The 21,974-nt window shown below is 70.4% G+C and carries 21 protein-coding genes; 13 read left to right on the forward strand and 8 right to left on the reverse strand.

Features of this window, described 5'->3' with window-relative positions; translation table 11 throughout:
- Positions 1-21: 21 nt before the first annotated feature.
- The 3 genes from AC2YHJ_RS09185 to AC2YHJ_RS09195 all read right to left on the reverse strand — a co-directional run bounded on the left by AC2YHJ_RS09185 (position 22) and on the right by AC2YHJ_RS09195 (position 3,837).
- Positions 22-1,455, reverse strand: coding sequence for an alkaline phosphatase family protein (locus tag AC2YHJ_RS09185; RefSeq protein WP_487395515.1), 1,434 nt, complete (start codon positions 1,453-1,455; stop codon positions 22-24).
- A 118-nt stretch (positions 1,456-1,573) separates the two neighbouring features.
- Positions 1,574-2,593 carry an amidohydrolase family protein gene (locus AC2YHJ_RS09190; RefSeq protein WP_487395516.1) on the reverse strand — a complete coding sequence of 340 codons (1,020 nt, stop codon included), beginning with the start codon at positions 2,591-2,593 and terminating at the stop codon, positions 1,574-1,576.
- Positions 2,590-3,837: a flavin-dependent oxidoreductase gene (locus tag AC2YHJ_RS09195; RefSeq protein WP_487395517.1), complete on the reverse strand. Its 1,248-nt coding sequence runs from the start codon at positions 3,835-3,837 to the stop codon at positions 2,590-2,592. The genes AC2YHJ_RS09190 and AC2YHJ_RS09195 overlap by 4 nt, the downstream gene beginning before the upstream one ends.
- A gap of 112 nt (positions 3,838-3,949) precedes the next feature.
- Between AC2YHJ_RS09195 and AC2YHJ_RS09200 the strand changes: the two genes are divergently transcribed.
- Complete coding sequence (locus tag AC2YHJ_RS09200; protein WP_487395518.1) at positions 3,950-4,765, forward strand: SDR family NAD(P)-dependent oxidoreductase; 816 nt, start codon at positions 3,950-3,952, stop codon at positions 4,763-4,765.
- Between the two features lie 8 nt (positions 4,766-4,773).
- Here the strand turns inward: AC2YHJ_RS09200 and AC2YHJ_RS09205 are convergent, their stop codons facing one another.
- Positions 4,774-5,865, reverse strand: coding sequence for an isocitrate/isopropylmalate dehydrogenase family protein (locus tag AC2YHJ_RS09205; protein WP_487395519.1), 1,092 nt, complete (start codon positions 5,863-5,865; stop codon positions 4,774-4,776).
- Between the two features lie 125 nt (positions 5,866-5,990).
- Between AC2YHJ_RS09205 and AC2YHJ_RS09210 the strand changes: the two genes are divergently transcribed.
- Both AC2YHJ_RS09210 and AC2YHJ_RS09215 read left to right on the forward strand, forming a co-directional pair.
- Positions 5,991-6,380 (forward strand): flagellar FliJ family protein, encoded by a 390-nt coding sequence (locus AC2YHJ_RS09210; protein WP_487395520.1) that lies wholly within the window; start codon positions 5,991-5,993, stop codon positions 6,378-6,380.
- A gap of 28 nt (positions 6,381-6,408) precedes the next feature.
- The gene (locus AC2YHJ_RS09215) at positions 6,409-7,392 is read left to right on the forward strand and encodes a Bug family tripartite tricarboxylate transporter substrate binding protein (RefSeq protein ID WP_487395522.1); all 984 of its coding nucleotides are present in this window, start codon (positions 6,409-6,411) and stop codon (positions 7,390-7,392) included.
- A 6-nt stretch (positions 7,393-7,398) separates the two neighbouring features.
- On the opposite strand, the gene AC2YHJ_RS09220 is transcribed toward AC2YHJ_RS09215, so the two are convergent.
- Positions 7,399-8,475, reverse strand: a complete 1,077-nt coding sequence (locus AC2YHJ_RS09220) for a mandelate racemase/muconate lactonizing enzyme family protein (RefSeq protein ID WP_487395523.1) — start codon at positions 8,473-8,475, stop codon at positions 7,399-7,401.
- A gap of 83 nt (positions 8,476-8,558) precedes the next feature.
- On the opposite strand from AC2YHJ_RS09220, the gene AC2YHJ_RS09225 reads away from it, so the two are divergent.
- The gene (locus AC2YHJ_RS09225; RefSeq protein ID WP_487395524.1) at positions 8,559-9,563 is read left to right on the forward strand and encodes a hypothetical protein; all 1,005 of its coding nucleotides are present in this window, start codon (positions 8,559-8,561) and stop codon (positions 9,561-9,563) included.
- 51 nt (positions 9,564-9,614) lie between these two features.
- Here AC2YHJ_RS09225 and gltX read toward each other — a convergent pair whose 3' ends face one another.
- Entirely contained in the window at positions 9,615-11,012 is a 1,398-nt protein-coding gene (gltX, locus tag AC2YHJ_RS09230) for a glutamate--tRNA ligase (RefSeq protein ID WP_487395525.1), read from the reverse strand.
- Positions 11,013-11,131: 119 nt separating this feature from the next.
- Between gltX and AC2YHJ_RS09235 the strand changes: the two genes are divergently transcribed.
- Positions 11,132-13,297, forward strand: a complete 2,166-nt coding sequence (locus AC2YHJ_RS09235) for a ComEC/Rec2 family competence protein (RefSeq protein WP_487395527.1) — start codon at positions 11,132-11,134, stop codon at positions 13,295-13,297.
- 160 nt (positions 13,298-13,457) lie between these two features.
- Here the strand turns inward: AC2YHJ_RS09235 and lexA are convergent, their stop codons facing one another.
- Positions 13,458-14,180 (reverse strand): transcriptional repressor LexA, encoded by a 723-nt coding sequence (lexA, locus tag AC2YHJ_RS09240; protein ID WP_487395528.1) that lies wholly within the window; start codon positions 14,178-14,180, stop codon positions 13,458-13,460.
- Positions 14,181-14,373: 193 nt separating this feature from the next.
- Here lexA and AC2YHJ_RS09245 point away from each other — a divergent pair, with 193 nt between their 5' ends.
- Complete coding sequence (locus tag AC2YHJ_RS09245) at positions 14,374-15,231, forward strand: glycosyltransferase family 2 protein (protein ID WP_487395529.1); 858 nt, start codon at positions 14,374-14,376, stop codon at positions 15,229-15,231.
- On the opposite strand, the gene AC2YHJ_RS09250 is transcribed toward AC2YHJ_RS09245, so the two are convergent.
- On the reverse strand, positions 15,228-15,467 hold the full coding sequence (locus AC2YHJ_RS09250; protein WP_487395530.1) for a hypothetical protein: 240 nt from the start codon (positions 15,465-15,467) through the stop codon (positions 15,228-15,230). The genes AC2YHJ_RS09245 and AC2YHJ_RS09250 overlap by 4 nt on opposite strands.
- A 163-nt stretch (positions 15,468-15,630) precedes the next feature.
- Between AC2YHJ_RS09250 and rpsD the strand changes: the two genes are divergently transcribed.
- The 7 genes from rpsD to AC2YHJ_RS09285 all read left to right on the forward strand — a co-directional run bounded on the left by rpsD (position 15,631) and on the right by AC2YHJ_RS09285 (position 21,974).
- Positions 15,631-16,248: a 30S ribosomal protein S4 gene (gene rpsD / locus AC2YHJ_RS09255; RefSeq protein WP_487395532.1), complete on the forward strand. Its 618-nt coding sequence runs from the start codon at positions 15,631-15,633 to the stop codon at positions 16,246-16,248.
- 160 nt (positions 16,249-16,408) lie between these two features.
- Positions 16,409-17,059 carry a class I SAM-dependent methyltransferase gene (locus tag AC2YHJ_RS09260; RefSeq protein WP_487395533.1) on the forward strand — a complete coding sequence of 217 codons (651 nt, stop codon included), beginning with the start codon at positions 16,409-16,411 and terminating at the stop codon, positions 17,057-17,059.
- Positions 17,060-17,359: 300 nt separating this feature from the next.
- Positions 17,360-17,884: a cysteine dioxygenase family protein gene (locus AC2YHJ_RS09265; protein WP_487395534.1), complete on the forward strand. Its 525-nt coding sequence runs from the start codon at positions 17,360-17,362 to the stop codon at positions 17,882-17,884.
- 86 nt (positions 17,885-17,970) lie between these two features.
- Positions 17,971-18,861 carry a DMT family transporter gene (locus AC2YHJ_RS09270; protein ID WP_487395536.1) on the forward strand — a complete coding sequence of 297 codons (891 nt, stop codon included), beginning with the start codon at positions 17,971-17,973 and terminating at the stop codon, positions 18,859-18,861.
- Positions 18,858-20,156 (forward strand): NAD(P)/FAD-dependent oxidoreductase, encoded by a 1,299-nt coding sequence (locus tag AC2YHJ_RS09275; protein ID WP_487395537.1) that lies wholly within the window; start codon positions 18,858-18,860, stop codon positions 20,154-20,156. Before AC2YHJ_RS09270 ends, AC2YHJ_RS09275 begins: the two co-directional genes overlap by 4 nt.
- Positions 20,149-21,000 carry a hypothetical protein gene (locus tag AC2YHJ_RS09280; RefSeq protein ID WP_487395538.1) on the forward strand — a complete coding sequence of 284 codons (852 nt, stop codon included), beginning with the start codon at positions 20,149-20,151 and terminating at the stop codon, positions 20,998-21,000. Before AC2YHJ_RS09275 ends, AC2YHJ_RS09280 begins: the two co-directional genes overlap by 8 nt.
- 5 nt (positions 21,001-21,005) lie before the next feature.
- Complete coding sequence (locus AC2YHJ_RS09285; protein ID WP_487395540.1) at positions 21,006-21,974, forward strand: hypothetical protein; 969 nt, start codon at positions 21,006-21,008, stop codon at positions 21,972-21,974.

The following is a 21,974-nucleotide window of genomic DNA, read 5'->3' on the forward strand; positions in this document are numbered from 1 at the left end:
TCTCCAAACCGCCCGCGGCCATTACGGCGTGGAGGCCGGCCCCCGCATCGCCGTCGGATAGAACCGCCCATTCGATGCTCGCATCGCCTCCAGCACGAAGCCGCCGGGAAGGTTGATCTCCTCCCGTGCCGGCGGCGCGTCGGCCCCGGCGTCGATCGCAGCACGCAGCGGCCGTCCTTCCATGCCCTCCGCGGGCAGTCCGAGCACATGCAGCACGGTCGGCACGATGTCGGTCAGGTCGGCGGCTTCCTGCGCCACTGCGCCGCGCCGGAATGGCCCGCCCTGCATGACCAGCACCGTCGCCAGTTCCGCCCGGTGCAGCCCGCCATGCATGCCGCCACCGTCCGGCACATCCGGCGCGTCAAAGGGTGCGAAGCCGGGCAGGCCCCATTCGTCGGGCGCCTCGGCGCCGGCGAAAGTCGCCACCAGATCGGCACTGCGCGCGTGGCCGCTGCCGAGCAACGCGAGCGGCATCGCCCTGCCGGCCGGCAGGATGGAGGGGTCCCGCGCCAGCAACGGCCCGGCCCACGGCTGCGATGCGAGGAAATCGGCAATCTGCGGGGCGAGCGCCACGTCGCGCAGCCACAGCCCCGGTGCCGCCGCGGGTGCGACGACGACATCGACATCCGGCGCCATGCCCGTGCCGGCGCGAAAGCCCGCGCGCTGTAATTCCGTGCGCAGGCAGCGCTTGCCGCGGCCGGTGACGTGGCCGTGGTCGGATAGCACGATGATCGCGATCTCCGCCGCGTCGGGCTGTGCGTCGCGCCAGGCGCGGATGCGGCCCAGCACCGCATCGGCGGCGCGCAGCGCATCCTGCGCATGCGGCGCCCGGAGGCCGCCCCAATGGAATGACACGTCGGGTTCCGACAACCATAGCAGCGCGACATCCGGCGCATGGCGCGGCAGCACGTGTTCGAGCAGCACCCGCGCGGCGAAGTCCACGCGCGGAATGTTGGGCACCGCCGCGTCGGGCGTCCCGCCGAGGGCGTCGCGGACCTCCGCCGCGGTGGCGCCCTCGGTATCCTCGACGTTCCAGCGGAAGGAACCGAGCCGCTCGGCCGCCGGGTGCAACAGGCGCGCGGCGCCGGCCGTGCCCGCGCTGACCAGCGCGAAGCGCAGCCCGAACGGCGCCATGCGCTCGGCGAGACTGGCACGCTGCAGCGGCGATTCCGCGCCTGCGGCCATGGCGAGGACGTCCTCCACCAGCTTGGTGCGCAGCAACCGGTCGGGGGCAACCGTCGGGTCGAACAACGTATTGGCCACCATGCCGTGGCCACCGGGCCGGCAGCCGGTGATCAGCGACGGCGTGGCGACGCGCGTCTCGGAGGGGAAGACGCTGCGCGCATTGGCGAAGCGCGTGCCCTCGGCGGCCAGTGCCAGGAGGTTCGGCGTCGTTGCCGCATCCACCATGTCCGGCCGCATCCCGTCGAGTGCGACCATGATGACGCGGCTCATGGCGCGCGGCCGGCCGGGCTGGACTGGTTCGTCATGGCGGTGGCTCCCTCGCAGTGGAAAGGCCGGCCGTCGCATGAAGGCCGCGATGGCCGGATGACAAGGCGATGAAGACGATGTGTCAGGGCAGGCGGTAGAAGCGTGTCGCGGCCCGCCAGAACAGGTCGGCTTTCTCCTCGGCGCTGGCACCCGCCGCGATGCGCTTGAAGGCGTTCCAGCCGGCGGCGTAGCCGTAGCCACCCTTGTCGACCGGGAAGTTGCTTTCGAACATGCAGCGGCTGCTGCCGAACAGATCGATGCAGCTGTCCATCCAGGGTTTCCACGCCTCGGCCAGCATGGCCGAGGACGGCGCGATCTCGCCCGCTTCCAACCCCAGCCCGGGCAGCCGCATGCCCAGCCCGCCGACCTTCACCATCACATTGGAGCAGGTCGCGAGGTCGCGCATATGCGCAGACCACGTCGCGAAGACCTCGTCGCGCTTCCCGGCGTAGCGGCCGATGCCGAGGATGCCGCCGCAATGGTTGAGCACCATCGGAACCGCGGGGAAGGCGCGCGCGAGCGCCGTGAGCTTCGGGATCTGATGGAAATACATCCAGGAATCGAAGGACAGGCCACGCTTGCCGAGTTCCGCGATGCCGGACCGGAAGCCGGGGCTGTCCAGCATGTCCTCGGCCGGCGTATAGGCCGGGTTAAGCATCTCCGGGTCGGTGTCCCAGGTCGCGATGTGGCGGATGCCGCGGAAGCGCCCATTGCCCGCCGCGAGATGGGCGTCGAGCACCGCGCCGGCCGCAGCACCTCGCGTCAGGTCTGCGAAGCTGACGATGCCGGCGCAGACCCGGACATCGCCATAGATGCCGCTTTCGCACATTGCCGCGACACCGGCGGCATATTGCGTCTCACCCACCGGGCGCAGCTCCTCTGGCCCGTCGGCGCGATGGAAGGCGCGCGCCTGCACAAGCACCGTTGCGCGCACATCGTGGCCGGTGCGGAGATCGGCGAGGATGTCGTCCAGCCGATAGCGCCAGCCCGGCCGTTCCCACAGATGATGATGCGGATCGACGATGCGCTGGCCGGGGTCGAGGATCTCCTCCTGCTGCGCGGCGAGCCATTCCTCGCGGACGGGGATGTAGTGCTGGCTCATGCGGCTCTCCGGGGCGGGTTGAGGCTGGGGCGGGCGTTCAGCATCGCCGGCTCGAAGCCTGCGAGGCGCTTGTAGTGCGCGGCGATCTCCGCGCGTTCGGACAGCGGCATCACGGCGTCGATGTCGTCGAAGCCTTGCGGGGCGCGTTCCTCGACCATGTCGAGCACGACGTCGGGTCCGTCGCCGCGTGTCGCTTCCAGCAGCGCGGCGGTGGCCGGCCGGCGGATCGCCTCATAGGCTTCGAGGGCCGCGACGGGCGAGGCTACGGTTGCCAGCTTCAGCGCCAGCGTCCGCGCATCGAGAATGCCCTGCGATGCCCCATTCGATCCGATCGGATAGAGCGGATGCGCCGCATCGCCGAGCAGCGTGACGCGGCCATGAGTCCAGCGCGGCAGCGGATCGCGATCGACCATCGGGAACTCATAGACCGCCTGCGCGGAGCGGATCAGCGCCGGGATGTCGAGCCAGGGGAAGCGCCAGCCCTCGAAGGTGGGCAGGAAGTCTTCGATCCTCCCGGGGCGGTTCCAGTCCTCGCGTTTCCATGTCTGGTCGGCGGGAACGCGGATCTCGGCGATCCAGTTGGTCAGTTTGCGTCCATCCGGCTCGTCGGCGATGGGATAGGCGACGAACTTCACATCGCGATTGCCGATGCCCACCATGGTCGCACCGGTCAGGAATGGGTCGGCGATGCTGGTGGCGCGCCACAGGATCGGGCCATTCCAGATCGGCGAGCCTTCATTCGGATAGAACAGACCACGTGCCGCGGAATGGATGCCGTCGGCGGCGACCAGCACGTCGCCGCGGGCGGAACGCCCGTCATCGAACCGCACCGTCACGCCGGCGTCGTCCTGCTCGAAGCCCGTCATGCGCGCGCCGAGCGTGATGCGCTCGTCGCCGAGCCTCTCGCGCGCTGCCGCGAGCAGCACCAGATGGAAGCGGCCGCGATGGATTGACACCTGCGGCCAGGCATAGCCGGCATGGCGCCCGCGCGGTTCGGACCAGATCATCTGGCCGAAGCGGTTCGCATAGGCGAGTTCCTGGGTGACGATGCCCGCCGCGGCGACACAGTCCTGCAGACCGAGTTCGGTCAGTTCCCGCATCGCATGCGGCAGCACGTTGATGCCGACGCCGAGCGGCTTGATCTCGGCGCTCTGCTCGAACACCTCGACCTCGATGCCGGCGGCGTGCAGCGACAGTGCGGCCGTCAGCCCTCCGATGCCTCCACCGGCGATGATCACACGCATGAACGAACCTCCCTCGCGCCGGCAGGATAGCCGCGTGGGGCGGCCCGGTCAGCCCTGGGCAAATCCCCTGGCTGGGCCCAGGCTGCAAGGCGAAGTTGCGGGGAGGAAACCCATGACGCGCATCGTCCTCATCACCGGCGCGGCGGGTGGGATCGGCCGGGCCATGGTCGCTGCAACGCTTGCGGCGGGGCATGCCGTGGCGGCGCTGGACCGCGACCGGGCAGGATTGTCGGACCTGCTGGCGGCGCATCCGGGCGCCGCATTGCATACGGTCCATGCCGATCTTGCCAGTGCAGAGGATTGCCAAGCCGGCACCGACGACGCCATCGCGCATTTCGGGCGGATCGATGCGGTGGTGAACAATGCCGGCATCGGTGTGTCCAGCCTGCGCCCGGATGCGGAAACGCGCCTGCCCGCGATCGAGGAGCTCGACGCGGCCATCTGGGATCGCTTCTTCGCCATCAATGTCCGTGCACCGGCGCTGCTGACGCGAGCGGCGCTGCCGATGATGCGCGCGGGCGGCTGGGGGAGGGTGGTGAACAACACCACCTCCTTCCGCACCATGCTGCGCGTGCTGCCCTATGGCGCGACCAAGGCGGCGCTGGAATCCGCCTCCGCGGTCTGGGCGGCGGAACTGGCGGGTACTGGCATCACCGTGAATGTGCTGATCCCGGGTGGCCCGACGGACACGCCCTTCATCGGTGCTGGTGCCTCCTGGCCGCGGGAACAGATGCTGCGGCCACTGATCATGGGGCCGCCACTCGCCTGGCTGCTGTCGGACGATGCCGCCGGCTTCAATGGCCAGCGAATCACCGCAGGACGCTGGGATGCTGCGCTGCCCGCGGCGGAGGCCGCGGCGAAGGCCTCACGCCCGATCGGCTGGCCGGAACTTGGTGCCGACGCGGTGTGGCTGCAGGGAGGGCGGTAACACCGCGCTCAGCTTCCGATCTTCACCGCCACCGCGCGCGCCGCGGCAATCGTGCCGTCCCTGCCGCCGATGTCGGGCGTGCGCAGCCCTTCTGCGAAGGCTGCATCCACCGCGGCATCGAGTTCAGCCGCCGCATCGGCATAGGCCTGCCCGGCGCCCTTGCCGGCCAGCCAGTCCAGCATCATCGCCGCTGACAGGATCGTCGCCGTCGGGTTCGCCAGGCCCTGGCCGGCGATGTCCGGCGCCGTGCCGTGCGCCGGCTGAAACACCGCATGGGTGTCGCCGATATCGGCGCTCGGTGCGAAGCCCATGCCGCCCACCAGCCCGGCGCCGAGGTCGGACAGGATGTCGCCGAACATGTTCTCGGTCGGCAGCACGTCGAAGGCCCAGGGCTGGCGCACCAGGTCGAGCGCCATGGCATCGACGTAATGCGCACCATGCGCGACATCGGGGTAGTCCGCGGCGATCTCGGCGAAGATGCCACGCATGAAGGCGAAGGCGCGGAACACATTGGCCTTGTCCACCAGCGTCACCGTGCCGCGGCGGCCGCGTCGCGCCGCACGCTGCTGCGCCAGGCCGAAGGAGAAGCGGGCCAGCTTCTCGGTCACGCCCCGCGTGATGCGCAGCGTCTCCTCCGCCATGTCATGCGTGACGGTGCCGCGGTCGCGGGAGAAGAACAGGCCCTCGGTGCTCTCGCGTACGATCACCAGATCGATCTCGCGCGCACGCGGATCGGCCAGCGCCACGGGCACGCCGGGCAGCGCGCGGAAGGGGCGGACCCCGGCGTAAAGGTTCAGCCTGAACCGAAGGTCGAGCTGCGGTGCTATCTCGGTCCCGTCATCCGTGCGGATCTCCGGCCACCCCATTGCGCCGAGCAGGATGGCATCGGCCTTGGCGGCTTTGTTGAAGGTCTCCTCGCTCATGGCGGTGCCGGTGTCGCGGTAGCAGAAGGCGCCGGCGCGCAGTTGCTCGTAGTCGAGGCCGAGGCCATGGCGTTTCGCGAGCGGTTCCAGCACGGCCAGCGTCGCGGCAGTCACCTCGGTGCCGATCCCATCCCCGGGCAGCACGGCGATGCGATGGGTGTTGGATGGCAAGGGCATGGCGGTTCCTCGGGGCGCTTTGCGGCGTTCTCCCATGCGTGCCGCCGGGGCGCCAGCGCCGCATCTTCACGCGTGCGCAACTTTCCGGCGCCTAGAAGCGAAGGACGGACGGAGGATCCGAAGCCGTGCCCCGAGACCCATACGCCATCCTCGCGAAACTACGTCGCCTCGACACCCGTGAAGCCCAGGGGCGCTTGGCGGAGGCGCAGATGCTGCTGCTCGCCCAGCGGGCCGCCGCCGAGGCGGTCGAAGCCGAGCTCCGGCGCGAGCGCCCCGAAGATGCGCTGGGCACCTATGGCGCTTTCCTCGCCCGGCTGCTCGCCGCCCGCCAGCAGCAGGCGGTCGCCCTGGTCCGCGCCGGCGCGGTGCTGGATGCCGAGCGGGACGCACTTGCCGCCGCACGCATCGAGGAGAAGGTGCTCGGCCAGTTGCGCGAGCGACGCACCACCGCGGAACGCCGCAGGCTGCTCCGCCGCGAACAGGCGCGGTTGGAGGATGCGCTGCCACGGGGCTAGTCTCCGGGCCGAGCCGGAGGAAACCCGCATGAACATCCGCATCCGCCGCCGCGCCTTGCTCGGCGCCGCCAGCCTGCCCCTGCTGCCCGCCGTGGCGCGCGCGCAGTCCGACTGGCCGAACCGCCCCGTGCGCATCATCGTGCCGTTTCCGCCGGGCCAGGCCTCGGACATCATCACGCGCCTCGTCGCCGATGAATTGTCGAAGCGCTGGCCGCAGCGCGTCGTGGTGGAGAACCGCGCGGGCGGCGCCGGTGCTCCCGCGCTGGAAGCGGGCGCCCGCGCCCCGGCGGATGGCTACACGCTGACGGCGGGCACCTCGGGTACGCTCGGGGTCAATCCCTCGGTGCTGCCGCGCCTGCCCTATGATGCCGAGAAGGATTTCGCGGCCATCACGAACATCGCGATGGTGCCGCTGCTCGTCATCGCCAATCCCTCTGTGCCCTATCGCACCATGGCGGAACTGGCCGAGGCGGCGCGAGCGCAGCCGGGGGTGCTCGACATGGCCTCGGCGGGGCCGGCGACCAGCCAGCACATGGCGGCCGAGCTGCTGATGATGCGCGCCAACATCCGCTTCAACATCGTGCACTACCGCGGCAGTGGCCCGGCCATCGCGGACGTGATCGCCGGCAACGTGAAGCTCATGACGGATTCGGTCGCCTCCGCGCTGCCGCATATCCGCGACGGGCGCGTGCGCGCGATCGCCCTGTGCAGCGCGCGGCGCGTGCCGCAACTGCCGGAGGTGCCGACCATCGCGGAGACGTTGGTGCCTGGCTATCAGGCCGCCGGCTGGTCGGGTCTGGTCGCCCCCACCGGCACGCCTGCCGAGATCATCCGCCGTATCAATGCCGATGTCGTCGCCATCCTCCGCGAACCGGCGATCGCCGACCGCATCATCCAGATGGGCGCGGTGGCGGATCCGATGACGCCGGAGGAATACGCGACCTTCATCCGCACCGAGATCGCGACCTTCCGCGAGGTCGCGCGCGCCGCGAATGTGCGTCTGGAGGGCTGATCCGCCTTAGCCGGGGTCGGGTTCGAGCCCGAGCCCCGGCGCCGTCGGCACGGCGATGGCGCCGCCCTCCGGCACCAGCGCGTTGCCATACGGCGCGCGCTGGAGGTCGGCGAAGTAGATCTCGATCGGCTCCGCTTCCTCGGTCGCGGCGAGGAAGTGCAGCGTCGCCAGCAGCCCAGGGCCGAAATAGGGGCAATGCGGCACCAGCCGAACCCCGGCCTCGCGCGCCAGTTCGGCGATTTCCAGCATGGCGGAGAGGCCGCCGATCTTGGTGACGGAAGGCTGCACGACGTCCACCGCGCGCGTTTCGAACATGCGGCAGAAATCCTCGACCGTGCCGTTGCATTCACCGGCCGAGACCGGCACCGGGGAGGCGGCGCGGATCCGGGCGATGGCGGGAATGTCCTCCGGCGGCCAGATCGGCTCCTCGACCCAGCCGATGTTCAGCGCGGCGACATCCTCGCAGAACTGGACGGCGTCGGCCTCGGTGTCCCAGGCGCAGTTGATGTCGAGCATCAGCGGGATCTCGGGTGGTGCGGCGTCTCGCGCGGCGCGGATGCAGCGCAGATCGACCTCGTGCAACTTGATGTGGCGATAGCCGCGCGACAACGCCTCGGTCACGTTGCGCGCCACGTCATTGGGTGCGCCGTAGCGCAGCAAGGACGCATAGGCCGGAACCGACGGCCGCGCGGCCTCGCCGAGCAGCGCGTGCAACGGCTTGCCCGCCGCCTTGGCCCGGATGTCCCACAGGGCGATGTCGATCGCCGAAAGGCCGAAGGTGACCGGGCCATTGCGGCCGAAATTGTGGAAACGGCGCGCGAGCATGCGCGTCAGCCCCGCGATGTCGCGCGCATCCTGGCCGATGCAGGCTGGGCCGATCAGGCGGTCAATCGCATCCTTCGTGGTTTCCACCAGGGTGAAGCCGAAGCCCTCGCCCCAGCCATGGATGCCGGCATCGGTCTCGACACGCACCAGCAGCGCATCCATCGCCTTGAGGTGCAGGTTGCCACCCACGCCGCCGGCGCTGGCGCCATAGGTGAAGTCGGTGCGGTGATGATGCGTGGTGACCCTGGTGATCTTCATCGGCGTTCCCTTCCGCGCGCTGCGCGTCCGACCGATACTGGCGGCAAGTGCCGGCGGGCAGAAGCCGGGGACGGGGGAATGCCATGACTGATCGTGCGGGATGGGAAGCGGCGGGCGACTGGTACCATGCCTGGTTCACCGGGACGGTGCTGGCCGCGGTGTCGCGTCGCGGCCCCAGCGATGCCGCGGAGCTGGTGTTCCGCGTGTTCCGTCGCCAGCAGCAGCAGACCTTTCTCGCGGGGTTGGCGAAGCTCGGCATCGATCATTTGCCGCCTGCAGTGGCGGCCGCGCGCTACCACTACCTGTCGAACTTCATCGGTGGCGTCGGCGTCGAATATGTCGAGGAAAGTTCGCGCAAGGCCTGGATCCGCTACCCGCCGCCGCGCTGGATCTGGCCGGGCGCCACCATCTGCGGCATTCCGTCGGAGGTGAACGCCGCCATGCTGCGCGGCTGGCACGCCAATAACGGCGTGATGCTGGGCCGGCTCGGCCTCGGCTTCGTCTGCACAGGACAGACGGTGGATGGCGATCCGGGGCTCGAGGGCTACTACATCGAGCACGACCGCGACCTGGCCGAGGACGAAAGGCTGCGCTTCGCGAAGCACGAACGCATGCCGCGCTTCGACCCGACGAAGGCGCCGCGCCTGCCCACGGCGGATTGGCCGGCCGAGCGGCTCGCGAAGGCGAAGCGCGGCTACGCCATGGAATACGTGCGCAGCATCATGCAGGAAGCGGTTGGCCTGCTGGGCGAGGATGCCGGCGGCGCGCTTCTCGCGCATGCCGCGCGGCTGGTTGCCATGCAGCATGTCCATGCACTGGCGGCCACGCTCGGCGTGACGACGCTGCCGGACTTCCTGCTTGCGATGGCGCGGGCCGAGGGCGATGCCGAAGCGTCTCTGACGCCGCAGTCCGATGGCAGCGTGATCCTCGCCCGGCGCAACCTGCCGCTGTTCCGCGGCATCGAGGCAACGCCCGCGATGACGACGGCCTGGGAGGCCCTGATGCGCGGTACGCTCGCCGCCTGGGATCGCTTCGCGCGGCTGGAGGCGGCCGGCCCGATGGCCTGGCGGATCAGCGCGGATCAGTAGCGGATGGTCGGCCCGGCGATACGCAATGCCGCCTCGCCGGGCTTGAGGGTGTCAGCCTTTCGCCGCACCCAGGATGCGGAACAGGCTTTCGTCGCGCCCCAGCGCCCAGAGCACCGAGTTGATCGGCGGGCTGGTCAGGCTGCCGCACAGCGCCGCGCGCAGCGGCTGCGCCACATCCTTCAGCTTCACGCCCTTCACATCGGCGTAGTCGCGCAGCCACTGCTCGAGATCCGCCTTTTCCCACGGTGCGGCCGAGAGGAACTCCGCGAGGTCGGCAAGCCGTTCCCGCGCCTCGGGCGTCAATGCGGCGAGCGCCTTCTCGTCGATGGCGGGGAGGCCCTCATGCGCGGCGAAGGCGGCGGCGCCGGCTAGTTCCTCCAGCGTGCGTGCGCGCTCCTTGAGGTCGGGCATCAGCATCCCGACCCGCTCCGCGCCATCCGTACCGAACAGCGCGCCGCGGCGGCCGAGGATGGTCAGCACCTCCCTGGTCAGCCGCTCGTCATCCGCCTGGCGCAGATAGACGCCGTTGAGATGCGTCAGCTTCGCATAGTCCATGCGCGAGGCGGCGCGGCCGACATCCTTGATGTCGAACAGCGCGACCGCGCGGTCACGCGGCACGATCTCCTCATCGCCATGGCCCCAGCCGAGGCGCAGCAGGTAGTTGTTCACCGCTTCCGGCAGATAGCCTTGCTCGCGGAAGTCGAGCACCGACACCGCACCGTGCCGCTTCGACAGCTTCGCGCCATCGGCGCCATGGATCAGCGGGATATGCGCGAAATGCGGCCGCCGCCAACCCATCGCGTCATAGACCATGCATTGGCGGAAGGTGTTGGTCAGGTGGTCGTCGCCGCGGATGACATGGGTGATCGCCATGTCGTGGTCGTCCACCACCACCGCATGCAGATAGGTCGGCGTGCCGTCGGACCGCAGGATGATCATGTCATCCAGCTCGACATTGCCGACGCGGACCTCGCCTTGCACCAGGTCATGGACGACCGTCTCGCCTTCGAGCGGCGCCTTGATGCGGATGGCGAAGGGCTTGCCCTCCTGTTCCGGCCCGGGATCGCGGTCGCGCCAGCGGCGGTCGTAGCGGGGCGGGCGGCCCTCGGCGACGGCCTTCTCACGCATCTCCGCGAGTTCCTCCGGCGTCGCCCAGCAGCGATAGGCCTTGCCCATGGCGAGCAGGGCATGCGCGATCTCGGCATGGCGCGCCTCGCGGCTGGCCTGGAAGACCGGCGCCTCATCGGGTGGCAGGCCCAGCCAGTTGAGGCTTTCCAGGATCTGGTCCACCGCCGCCTGGGTCGAGCGTTCCCGGTCCGTATCCTCGATGCGCAGCAGGTAGGCGCCGCCGTGGTGGCGGGCGAAGAGGTAGTTGAACAGCGCGGTGCGCGCCCCGCCGATATGCAGGTAGCCGGTCGGGGAGGGGGCGAAACGGGTGCGGACGGTCATGTCACCTGGGCTCAGTCACGAGGGCGCCTCTTAGACCAGATTGGCCGGCCTGGGTGAACCCGCGCGCGTGGAAGCCACTCCCGCGGAGCCATCTCATCATCCTAGAATGAACGCAGGAGTTGCGGAACGTCCCACTGTCCAGCACCGTCGCGCGCATTCTGCCGGGCCGAGCCATCGACCGCTGCCGTGCCTCGGCGGGCGACGCCGCGGTGCTGCTGGCCGGCGAGCGCGGGCGGCTCGCGCCATGGCTGGCGGTGGCGATGGGCGTCGGCGTGATCGGCTACTTCGCGCTGCGGGAAGAACCGCCGGGTTGGTCCGTGGCGCCGGCGCCGGTGCTGATCCTGCTCGCAGTGCTGGTGGCGCGGCGCGCACCGCAGGCCGGCTGGGCGGTCGGGCTGGTCGGTGCGGCGGCACTGGGTTTCGGGGCCGCGGCCTGGCATGCGGGACAGGCCGCACCGCTGGCCGCGCCGCCGGTCCGGGCGGTGGTCGTGACCGGCATCGTCCAGGATGTGGACCTGTTGCCGGAAGGGCGACGACTGACCCTGGCCGAACTCCGCTTCGGGCCTGACGAGCCGATCCAGCCCCGGAGTTTTCGCATCCGGCTGCGCGCCAATGATCCGGCCCGGCCCGAACCTGGCGACCGCGTCACGGTCCGCGCCCTGGTGCGTGCGCCGTCACCGCCGGCCTTCCCCGGCGCCTGGGACTTCCAGCGCAGCGCCTTCTTCGCGGGGCAGGGCGGTTCCGGTTTCGCCATCGGCCCGGCTGAGGTCGCCCCGGCGGAGGGGAGCGGGCGGCCCTTGTCAGGGCTGCGGACGACACTGGAAACACGTGTCGCCGCCGTGGTGCCGGGCGCCGCCGGGGCGGTCGCCTCCGCATTGCTGACAGGCGGGCAGAGCGCCATCCCGCGCACCGATCTGACCGCCATGCGCGATTCCGGCCTCGCGCACCTGCTTTCGGTCTCCGGCCTGCACATCGCCATTGTGATGGGCGTGACCTTCTGGGTGGTGCGGCTGGTGATCGCCTGCTGGCGATGGCTCGCGCTGCGGGTGGACAGCAAGGCCATGGCCGGTGTCGCGGCGCTGGCCGCGGGCGGCTTCTACATGCTGCTGACCGGGTCGCAGGTGCCGATGCAGCGGTCCTTCGCGACCGCCGTCCTGGTCACGCTGGCGCTGCTGACCGGACGCCGGGCGGTGTCCATGCGCAGCCTGGCACTGGCGGCCGCAGCGGTGATGCTGGTCGCGCCCGATGCAGTGCTCGGCCCATCCTTCCAGATGTCCTTCGCCGCGGTGCTCGCCCTGATCGCAGGGTGGGAGGCGCTGAAGGGCCCGATGGCCCGGCTGCGGGGCGCTAGCGCCTGGTGGCGCAAGGGGTTGGTCTTCGTGGTGGGGCTGGTCGTCACATCGGGGCTGGCGGGGCTGGCGACGGCGCCTTTCGGGCTCGCGCATTTCGGCCGGCTGCAATGGTATGGCGTGGCGGCGAATGCGGTGGCAGTGCCCCTGACCTCGGTGCTGGTGATGCCGGCCGGGATGGTTGCCGCCGCGCTGATGCCGCTGGGGCTTGAAGGCCCGGCGCTGATGGTGATGGGTTGGGGGTGCGAGGCTGTGCTCGCCGTCGCGCGGGAGGTGGCCGCTTGGCCCGGGGCGGCGCAGACGGCGCGGCCCATCCCGCCCTGGGGCCTCGCGGCCTTTGCCTTCGGTATGGTCTGGCTGTGCTTGTGGCGATTGCGTTGGCGTTGGCTCGGACTGCCGGTCATGGCGTTGGGCCTGGCCAGCCCGGAGCTGCACCGCGCGCCGGATCTGTTCGTGTCGGGCGATGCACGGCTGATCGGCGTTGTGGCCGATGGCGCGATGTGGCTGCAGCGGCAATCGGGGGCCTCAGTGCTGACCCGGGACTCCTGGCTGCGCGCCCATGGCCTGCGCGAGGCACACCCGCTGCCGGGACAGGGCGAGGCCGCCGACGGCGCCGTCGCCTGCAATCCCGGCGCATGCCTGCTGCGGCCCGTGCCGGGGGCGCCGGCCGCGGTGCTATTGCGCGGCGATCCGGTGGCCGGCCATTGCGGGCGGGTAGGCTTGGTGGTGTCGGCAGAGCCGCTGCGTGGCCGCTGTGCCGGCAGCCAGGTGATCGACCGCTTCTCGGTATGGCGGAACGGCCCGCATGCGGTCTGGCTCGATGCGGCGGGCCCGCGTGTCGTCTCCGATCGTGTCTGGCGCGGCGCGCGGCCCTGGGTGCCGCCGGTGCCGATACCGCGCGGGCGGGAGGAGCAACCGCCCGCGCCGATCGAATAGCGCGCCGATGCCGCGCGGCGAACCGGATCGAGGCGATTGCCAGGAATGACGTCGTCCTGCACGCCGTTCGCCGCGTGCTGGAACGGCGCGACGGTGCCGAAGTTCTATGCTGCGCTACGCGACCCGGTGCACCCCTGGACGCCGACGGCCCTGGCGGGTCTCAATACCGCCGCAGCAGCCCCACCAGCCGCCCCTGCACACGCACCCGGTCCGGTCCGAAGATGCGTGTCTCATGCCGCGGATTGGCCGGTTCCAGGGCGATCGAGTTCCCCCGCCGGCGGATCCGTTTCAGCGTCACCTCGTTCTCATCCACCAGCGCGACGACGATCGACCCGTTCTCGGCCGTGTCGGCGCGATTGATGATCACGGTGTCGCCGTCGAGAATGCCGGCATCGATCATCGAATCGCCGGCGACCTCCAGCGCATAATGATCGCCATTGCCGATCAGCGCCGCGGGAACATCGACGCTCGCGCCATTGTCGCGCAGCGCCTCGATCGGCAGGCCGGCGGCGATCCGGCCGTAGAGCGGCAGCGTGACCGGGGCGCTGTCATTCGCCTCGGCGGGCGGGCGGGCGGGCGCATGGGTTGCGAAGGGCCCGCGGATGACATTGGGGCCGAGCGGGGCCTCAGGCGCCTTGGCCGCGGCACGGCTGCTGCGCGGGGCGAGGTTCTCCGGCAGGCGAATGACCTCCAGCGCGCGGGCGCGATGGGCGCGGCGGCGGAGGAAGCCGCGTTCTTCCAGCGCCGTGATCAGCCTGTGGATACCGGATTTGGATTTGAGGTTGAGCGCGCCCTTCATCTCCTCGAAGGAGGGAGAAAATCCTGTCTCGCGCAGGTGGCGGTCGATGAACATGAGCAGCTCGTGCTGCTTGCGCGTGAGCATTCCTGCTCCTCCTCCTGGCGCCGGGTCCTGCGACTCGGTCGGAACAAATGGGCAACCTCACGCGTGTTCTATTTAGGTTCCGGAGTCACAGTCAATCGCTTTTGCGTGTGGATGAATCTGTGGATGGAATGGTCCGCCCGCGCGGCGCCGGAGACCTCGCCCGCCGCTGCGGGGAGTGGCACAGATGCGGGGCATGTCCCGCCCTGATCTTTCCGTCCTGATCGCCGCCCACCGCCTGCGGCGCGAGGTCCCGCTGGCCGTGGCCTCGGTGTTCGGGCGATCGGTGGGGGCGGCGGTTGAGGTCGTCATCGCCTCCGACGACGGCACCGACTACGCCGAGGTGCTGCCGCATGACCCGCGCCTGCGCTTCACGGCGGTCGGACCTGTCGCCAGTGGCGCCCATGCGGCGCGCAACCGGGCGCTTTTCCTCGCCGCCGGTACCCATGTGCTGATGCTGGACGGCGACGACGCCCTGGAAGGTCCGCCGGACGCAATCGCCAGCGCGCTGGCGATGACGGGCGCGGCCGGGGCGGTCCTGGTGCCGAGCGTCGTGCGCGACGCGATGGGGCTGGCGGTGCGACGCATTCCGGAACCGGGCACACGGCGCTTCGGCTTCGCCGATTGGGCCTCGGCCTTCGCATCGCTACACCTGATGGCGCGGCGGGACCTGGCCCCGGCCTTCCGGCCGTTCCGGCTGATCGACGACGTCCTGTTCGACCTCACGGTCTTGGCGGCGGTCGGTGGCTCCGTGCCGGTCGCGGATGGCCTTGCCTATCGCTACCAACTGAGGCCAGGCCAGGCGACGGATACCGAGGGTGGCCGCTTCGATGCCGAATATGCGCAGGCGCTTGGCTTGATCACTGTGGACGGCGCCGGCTTCGGGCGCCATGCGGGGGCGGTGGCTGCGGTGCTGCGGCGGTGGCGGGCGATGAACCGCCTAGTGGGTGGCGGTGGGTCGAGGCCGGGGCTCGGCGACTACCACCGGGCGGTCGCGGCCTATCTGGCCGACGAATGGCCGGCCGGCCGCCGGCGCCGGGCCGGCGAAACCTAGAGCTTGGCCGCCAACTTGCGCGCCAGCAGCAGGCCGAGCCCGCCACCGGCCGGCGCCGCGGGCAGGGCGAGCAGCCAGCCCACCGCATGATTGCCCGCCATGACCAAAGCGAGCCCGGAGTACAGCATGAGGCCGCCGACCAGGCTACCGACGACGCCCGCCGTCAGGCCGAGCACGAGGATGTCCGAACGCGTCACCATGGTCGGCGAGTAGGCGCCGCGGGCCCTGTTTGACAAGCCCCGCCAGGGCACCTATGGGACCGCCACCTTCCGGGAACGTGGACGGACCTTCGGGGTCCGCGCCCGCCCCCGCCCAGTCCGGGCAGGGGCCTACCGGGACAACAGCCCTTCGGGGCACAGCGAAGAAGGCCCGACCGTGTAACGCGGCGGGGTGCAGCGCATGACCAAGCGCGCAGAATCCAAGTACAAGATCAACCGCCGCCTTGGCGTCAATCTCTGGGGCCGCGCCAAGTCCCCCATCGCCAAGCGCGAATACGGCCCCGGCCAGCATGGCCAGCGCCGCAAGCAGAAGCCGACCGACTTCGGCGTGCAGCTGATGGCGAAGCAGAAGCTCAAGGGCTACTACGGCAACATCGGCGAGAAGCAGTTCCGCAAGTACTACGAGGAAGCCGTGCGCCGTAAGGGCGACACCTCGGAGAACCTGATCGAGCTGCTGGAGCGTCGCCTCGATGCGGTGGTCTACCGCATGAAGCTGGCCGTCACGCCCTTCGCCGCCCGTCAGTTCGTCAACCACGGCCACATCACCGTGAACGGCAAGCGGGTGAACATCCCCTCCTACCTCGTGAAGGACGGCGACCAGATCGAGGTGAAGGAGAAGTCGAAGCAGCTGGTGGCCGTGCTCGATGCGACGCAGTCCGCCGAGCGCGACGTGCCGGAATACGTCGAGGTGGATCACCGCGCGATGCGCGGCAAGTTCCTTCGCGCGCCGAAGCTGTCCGACGTGCCCTATCCGGTCCAGATGGAACCGAACCTGGTCGTCGAGTTCTACAGCCGCTGATCCCTCGCGGGCTGGCCCTGCGCCGGCCTGCCACCTTTGCACGCGCGCCGTGGCATCCGCCCCGGCGCGCGTTGCGTTTGCGGAGCGGCTAGCCGGCCATCCTCGCGGCGGCCAATGATGCGTCGCTGCACATCCGGGCGAAGGACAGGCGGTTCCACCGATGCAGGGATTGTCCGACACCGACGGGGCCGACGCCCCGCGCTTCACCGTGGATTGGTTCAGCCGGTCCATCCCGGCCTGGAAGCATTTGTTCCCCCGGGTCATGCCCCGGCCCGCGCGCATCCTTGAGATCGGCGCCTTCGAGGGTCGCTGCACCTGCTTCATGCTGGAGCACATCCTGCCGGCGGACCTCGACGGGGAGATCCACTGCATCGATACCTGGGAGGGCGGGGTCGAACATGGCGGCATCGCCATGAACGCGGTCTTCGACCGTTTCCAGGCGAATGTCGCGGCGGTGCTGAAGCGCTTTCCCCGCCACAAGGTGATCGGCCATCGGCGCCTGTCCTCGGCCGCGCTGCGGGACCTGCATGCCGAGGGGTTCGCCGGCCGGTTCGACTTCATCTACGTGGACGGGTCGCATCAGGCCGCCGATGTGCTTGAGGACCTGGTGCTGTCCTTTCCGCTGCTGCGCCGAGGCGGGCTGGTGATCTGCGACGATTACACCTGGCAGCGCCAGCGCCTGGGGGAGGAGGACATCCTCGATACCCCGAAACTCGCGATCGATGCCTTCACCAACATTTATCGCCGGCGCCTGCGCTTTCCCGACTGGCCTTCGACCTACCAGGTGGCGTTCCAGAAGACGGTCGCCTGACGCGCGCCTCTCGGCGTCCACAAGACACTGCGCCTGCCCTTGAGTGGCGGGCGCTGCGCTCGCGGGTCACGGCATTGCCGCGCTCCGAAGGCCGCGACGTCCCGTGACCCATTCGATGCTGCCGGTCTGCCTGGCCGCGCAGCATCGCGGCTGCTCCTTCGCGCGGCAGATGCGTAGGGAATCATCATCTCTATTCGTGCTTGTTTGGGGATTGAGATTTCACCGCAGAAACCAGTTGCGGAAAACTTGTCTCCATTGGTAGGATTCGGTGCTGTCATCCCGCGTCGCAGGGTTCCGCCCATGAACGTCATCGCCACCCACACTGCCCTTGATGCCATGGCTGGCGGGATCTCGGCCGCGCTGCGGGCGTCGGGGGACGACCCCTCCGGCGCGGTGGCCGAGGTGCTGGGCCAATACGCTGCGGACCCGATGCTGCTGCTCGGCCGCGACTGTCCCTGTCGTGCCGAAACCTACATCCGCCATCTGCTGCATGAGGATGCGGAGGAAGGCTGGGCCGTCGCCGCCCTGGTCTGGCGCCCCGGCCAGATGTCCCCCGTCCACGCACACAAGGCCTGGTGCGCCGTGGGCGTGCATCGCGGCGTGCTGACCGAGACCTTTTACGACCTGCCCGCGCAGGATGGCGCGATGCCGGCGCTGTCCGGCATCGCACTGCGCCGCCCGGGCGACATCTCCTTCGGCCCGGCGCGCCCCGACGCCATCCACCGCCTGGCCAATCTCGGCACCGAGACGGCGATTTCCATCCACGCCTATGGACTGCCATATGGGCGGTTCTGCAGCGACCTGAATCGCGTCTTCGCCGCCTGATCGCTGGCCCGTGTTCGGGCGGGCATGCCTGACCCGCGCCAGCACAACGTATCCGCGCATGGCCGCACAGGGCAGTTTGCGCGGCGATGAATCCCAAGATCCTGATGGGCCTGGCCTTCGGCATCGCGTGCTCGATCATCTGGGGCGGGCACGCCGTCGTGGCGCGGCCGGCGCTGGCGGGCCAGGGCTTCCATCCCCTCGATCTTGCCGCGTTCCGGTATGCGCCGGCGGCACTGATGCTCGCGCCGTTCGCCTGGCGTGCACGGGCGGCGCTGAAACGCTTCGGTTGGGCGCGGCTGCTGGTCCTGTCCGCCTTCGGCGGCGCGCCGAACCTGCTGCTGTTCGTCTGGGCGCTGCGCTATGCGCCCGCATCCCATGGCGGGACTATCGCGCCGATGGTCATGCCGGTCGCCGGTGCGTTGCTCGCCATCCCGATGATCGGCGAATGGCCGAGCCGGGGCAGGGCGATCGCGCTCGGCGTGATGGGCATGGGCGTGCTGATGATCGGCTGGGACGGGGTCATGGGTAGCTATCCCGGCGCCTGGCGCGGCGACATCCTGCTGGTCCTGGCAGGGACCACCTGGTCGGTCTTCACCCTCTTGCTGCGCCGTTGGCAGGTGCCGGCGATCCCGGCGACGGCGGCCGTGACCATGATCTCGGCAGCCGCGGTGCTGCCGATCTGGTTGCCCTGGCGGGGCACGGCGGTGCTGGATCTGCCGGCGGGTCCGCTGATCGTGCAGTTCCTTGCCCAGGGCGTCGCGCTCGGGGCGCTGGCGATGTTCCTCTACGCGCGCGCGGTGGAGTTGCTCGGACCGACGCGCGCGGCCACCCTGTCCATCATGGTGCCCGTGACCGCGTTGCTGCTCGCAGGATTGTTGCTGGGCGAGCCGATCTCACTGCTGCAGGGGCTGGGCGCGACGCTTGCCGCCGGCGGCATGCTTGCGGCTGTGCTGTTCACCGGGAGAAGAACGGCATGACCATGCCGATGCCGCCAAGCCTCTGGGCTGCCACTGCCCCCGCTGCTCCGCCCACCGCGCCGCTGGCCGGCGACGCGCGCAGCGGCGTCGCCGTGGTCGGCGCCGGCTTCACGGGCCTGTCCACCGCGCTGCACCTGGCGGAGGCCGGCGTGCCGGTGACCCTGCTGGAAGCCGCGGAGATCGGCTGGGGCGCTTCCGGGCGCAACAACGGCCAGGTCATCCCGACGCTGTCGCGCGTCGATCCCGATGGGATCGTCGCCGCGGTCGCCCCGGAGCATGGCGGCCGGGAGAAGGGCGAACAACTCGTCGGCCTGATCCGCGACAGCGCCGCCTTCACCTTCGACCTGATCCGCCGCCATGGGATCGAGGCGGAAGCGGTGCAGAACGGCTGGATCCAGCCGGCGCATCGTGCGTCGCGGCTCAAGCTTTCGGCCGCACGCGCCGAGCAATGGGGCCGCCGTGGTGCCCCGGTGCGGATGTATTCGCGCGACGAGATGGCCGCGCTGACCGGCAGTGATCACTGGCATGGCGGCTGGGGCAATCCGACGGGCGGGCGGATCAATCCGCTCGGCTTGGCGCGCGGCATGGCGGCAGCGGCGATCCGTGCTGGTGCCGTGATCCATACCGGCAGTCCCGTCCGCGGCATCCGACAGGTGGCGGGCGGATGGGCGCTGACCACGCCGCAGGGCACGCTGACCGCCGAACGCGTCGTGATCGCGACGCAGGCCTATACGGATGACCTCTGGCCCGGACTGAAGCGCACCCTTGTGCCGGTGCGGTCGTACCAGATGGCGACCTCGGTGCTGTCGGACAACATCCGCAAGACCATCTTGCCGGAAGGCCATGCGCTGTCGGACACGCGCGGCGATCTGTATTTCTACCGCTTCGATGCGAATGGCCGGTTGGTGACCGGTGGCGGGCTGATCGTCCCCTTCGGCTGGGACAATCGCATCCGCGCGCGCATCACCGAGCGCATCCGTCGCGTCTTTCCGCAGATCGGGGAGGTCCGCTTCGACTACATCTGGCGGGGCTACATCGCGGCCACCGCCGACAAGATGCCGCATGTCTACGAACTGGCGCCGGGCGTGCTGAGTTGGACCGGCTGCAACGGGCGCGGCGTTGCGCTGGCGACGGCGCTCGGGCGCGAATTGGCGCTGGCCAGCAACGGGACGCCGCTGCGCGACATCGCCGCGCCGGTCGAAACGCGCATGCGCACCATTGCGGGCCATGCCTTCCGCAGCCTCGGTATCGCCTGGAACGTCGCCAAGGCGCGACAACTCGACGCGCGTGACTGAGGTCGCGCTCGCCACTTCCATCCCGCCTGCCATGCGTCGGCCGGGTCCGGGCGGCGAGGATGCCGGCCCGGCCTGGGGCGCCGCCTGTGCGGCATCCTGGCCGGCGGCAGGTTGGCGGGTCCTGACGATCAATCCGGCCGAGGAGATCGGCGCGCTGACCGGACTGCCGCCCGGCGTCGAAGCCGTGCCGGCCCAGCCCGGCGTCGCCGAGGCTTTCGGCCGGCCGGGTACCTGGGTTTCGGACGCCTTGGCGCAGGCCGTCGCGATCGGCGCGCCGGTCGTGGGCATCGTCAATGCGGATATCCGGCTCGACCTTGATGTCCGCCGCCGTGCGGCCCTGGCGCAGCGCGCCGGCACGCGCATCATTGCCTGCAACCGTATGGATATCACCCATGCCGGCCAGGAGGTCGGACCATATTATCGCTACGGCTACGACCTTGTGCTGATGCCCTCTGACATGGCGCGACGCATCGACATGCGCGGCTTCGCCCTCGGCGTGCCGTGGTGGGACTACTGGATCCTGCTCGATGCCCTGCTGCGCGGCATGCCGGTCGAGGTCGTGCAATGCGCCGGCGTGCGGCACCTGGCGCACAAGGCCGCCTGGCAGCGGCCGGCCTGGCTCGCGGCGCTGCGCAGCATGATGGGGCATCTCGCGCCGCGCCGGCCGGCACTGTCGCAACTCGGCATGGGGATCATCGCGGAGGCGACGGCGGATCTGCTCGCGGCGGTGGCAGCCGCGCCGGAGGAAGGCTATCCCCTGGCGGATCTCGCCGAGACGGCGGGCACGCGCTTCGGCATCGAGGTGGTGCGCCTCGCCGAACGCAACGCCTGGACGTTGGAATAGCGCGGATGGAAGCGGTCACCTGGCGGCGGCGGATCGTGCACGACATGCTCTTCGGCATCGAGGGCAGCGGCTGGCATCCGCCCGACCTGCGCGACGCAATCGGCTTCCGCTGGAGCGGCCCGGGGCATTTCTCGGTCCTGCGCGTCCATCTGCCGGCTGGGGCGGGACGCGGTGAAGCGCATCTGGCCCTCGTCGATCCAGAGCCAGTGCCCGAGGTGACGATCTTCCTCAACGGCCATCGGCTGATCGCCACGCCGCGCCGGCTCGGCGGCATGGCGGTGCTCGACTTCTCCTGGGATGCGGCAGTGATGGCCGGGGAGGGGCGTGGCGAGTTCTGGTTCCACACGGCGAAGCTGCGACACCTGCCCGCGCCGATGCAGGGCATGCGCGCGGTCGGCTTCCGCCTGTCCTCCCTGGTGCTCGAACCGCGTCCGGACGGCGCGGCCGCGGCCGGCGAGGCGCTGGCACTGATCGCCGGTCGTCGCTTTCTGGATGACCGCCTGCCGGTGATGCCCGGTCGTGCACGCATGGCGTTCCTGTCCGACGGTGAGGCGCGGATGCTCGACATGCGGCTGGAAGCGGCGCGGCTGGGTCCGACCCCGCTGCCGCACCTTGCCTGCGCCTTGCGCGCGGAAGCGGAGACGCTGGAACTGGCACTCGCTGCGCCGGGGGCGCCGGCGCTGCATGCGGCGATGTCCGTGACCGGGGAGTTGCGCCTGCCGGATGCGCTGACGCCGCGCGACGCGATGCTGTTCGCCCGCCTGCTCGCCACGCTGCCCGGCGCCTACGCCACCTGGCTGGATGAGGCGATGGCGCGCGCCGCGCCGGATGTGGATCTGCTGGCGCTATGGCGCCGCGCCCTCGCGCGGCTGGCCCTGGCGGCCGAGGGGCGGCTTGCCGCGTCGATCACCGATGGGCCGGACCCCTTTGCGGTGGATCCGGCCACGCCCTTCGTCTGGCCCGGGGCCGACTGA

It is taken from the genome of Roseomonas sp. SRI_022, from assembly GCF_057586215.1.

What these genes read in the sequence shown, in the direction of transcription:
- AC2YHJ_RS09185 (WP_487395515.1), bottom strand. Translation starts at nt 1,455, where the DNA reads ATGAGCCGCGTCATCATGGTCGCACTCGACGGGATGCGGCCGGACATG.
- AC2YHJ_RS09190 (WP_487395516.1), bottom strand. Translation starts at nt 2,593, where the DNA reads ATGAGCCAGCACTACATCCCCGTCCGCGAGGAATGGCTCGCCGCGCAG.
- AC2YHJ_RS09195 (WP_487395517.1), bottom strand. Translation starts at nt 3,837, where the DNA reads ATGCGTGTGATCATCGCCGGTGGAGGCATCGGAGGGCTGACGGCCGCA.
- AC2YHJ_RS09200 (WP_487395518.1), top strand. Translation starts at nt 3,950, where the DNA reads ATGACGCGCATCGTCCTCATCACCGGCGCGGCGGGTGGGATCGGCCGG.
- AC2YHJ_RS09205 (WP_487395519.1), bottom strand. Translation starts at nt 5,865, where the DNA reads ATGCCCTTGCCATCCAACACCCATCGCATCGCCGTGCTGCCCGGGGAT.
- AC2YHJ_RS09215 (WP_487395522.1), top strand. Translation starts at nt 6,409, where the DNA reads ATGAACATCCGCATCCGCCGCCGCGCCTTGCTCGGCGCCGCCAGCCTG.
- AC2YHJ_RS09220 (WP_487395523.1), bottom strand. Translation starts at nt 8,475, where the DNA reads ATGAAGATCACCAGGGTCACCACGCATCATCACCGCACCGACTTCACC.
- AC2YHJ_RS09225 (WP_487395524.1), top strand. Translation starts at nt 8,559, where the DNA reads ATGACTGATCGTGCGGGATGGGAAGCGGCGGGCGACTGGTACCATGCC.
- gltX (WP_487395525.1), bottom strand. Translation starts at nt 11,012, where the DNA reads ATGACCGTCCGCACCCGTTTCGCCCCCTCCCCGACCGGCTACCTGCAT.
- lexA (WP_487395528.1), bottom strand. Translation starts at nt 14,180, where the DNA reads ATGCTCACGCGCAAGCAGCACGAGCTGCTCATGTTCATCGACCGCCAC.
- AC2YHJ_RS09245 (WP_487395529.1), top strand. Translation starts at nt 14,374, where the DNA reads ATGTCCCGCCCTGATCTTTCCGTCCTGATCGCCGCCCACCGCCTGCGG.
- rpsD (WP_487395532.1), top strand. Translation starts at nt 15,631, where the DNA reads ATGACCAAGCGCGCAGAATCCAAGTACAAGATCAACCGCCGCCTTGGC.
- AC2YHJ_RS09260 (WP_487395533.1), top strand. Translation starts at nt 16,409, where the DNA reads ATGCAGGGATTGTCCGACACCGACGGGGCCGACGCCCCGCGCTTCACC.
- AC2YHJ_RS09265 (WP_487395534.1), top strand. Translation starts at nt 17,360, where the DNA reads ATGAACGTCATCGCCACCCACACTGCCCTTGATGCCATGGCTGGCGGG.
- AC2YHJ_RS09270 (WP_487395536.1), top strand. Translation starts at nt 17,971, where the DNA reads ATGAATCCCAAGATCCTGATGGGCCTGGCCTTCGGCATCGCGTGCTCG.
- AC2YHJ_RS09275 (WP_487395537.1), top strand. Translation starts at nt 18,858, where the DNA reads ATGACCATGCCGATGCCGCCAAGCCTCTGGGCTGCCACTGCCCCCGCT.
- AC2YHJ_RS09285 (WP_487395540.1), top strand. Translation starts at nt 21,006, where the DNA reads ATGGAAGCGGTCACCTGGCGGCGGCGGATCGTGCACGACATGCTCTTC.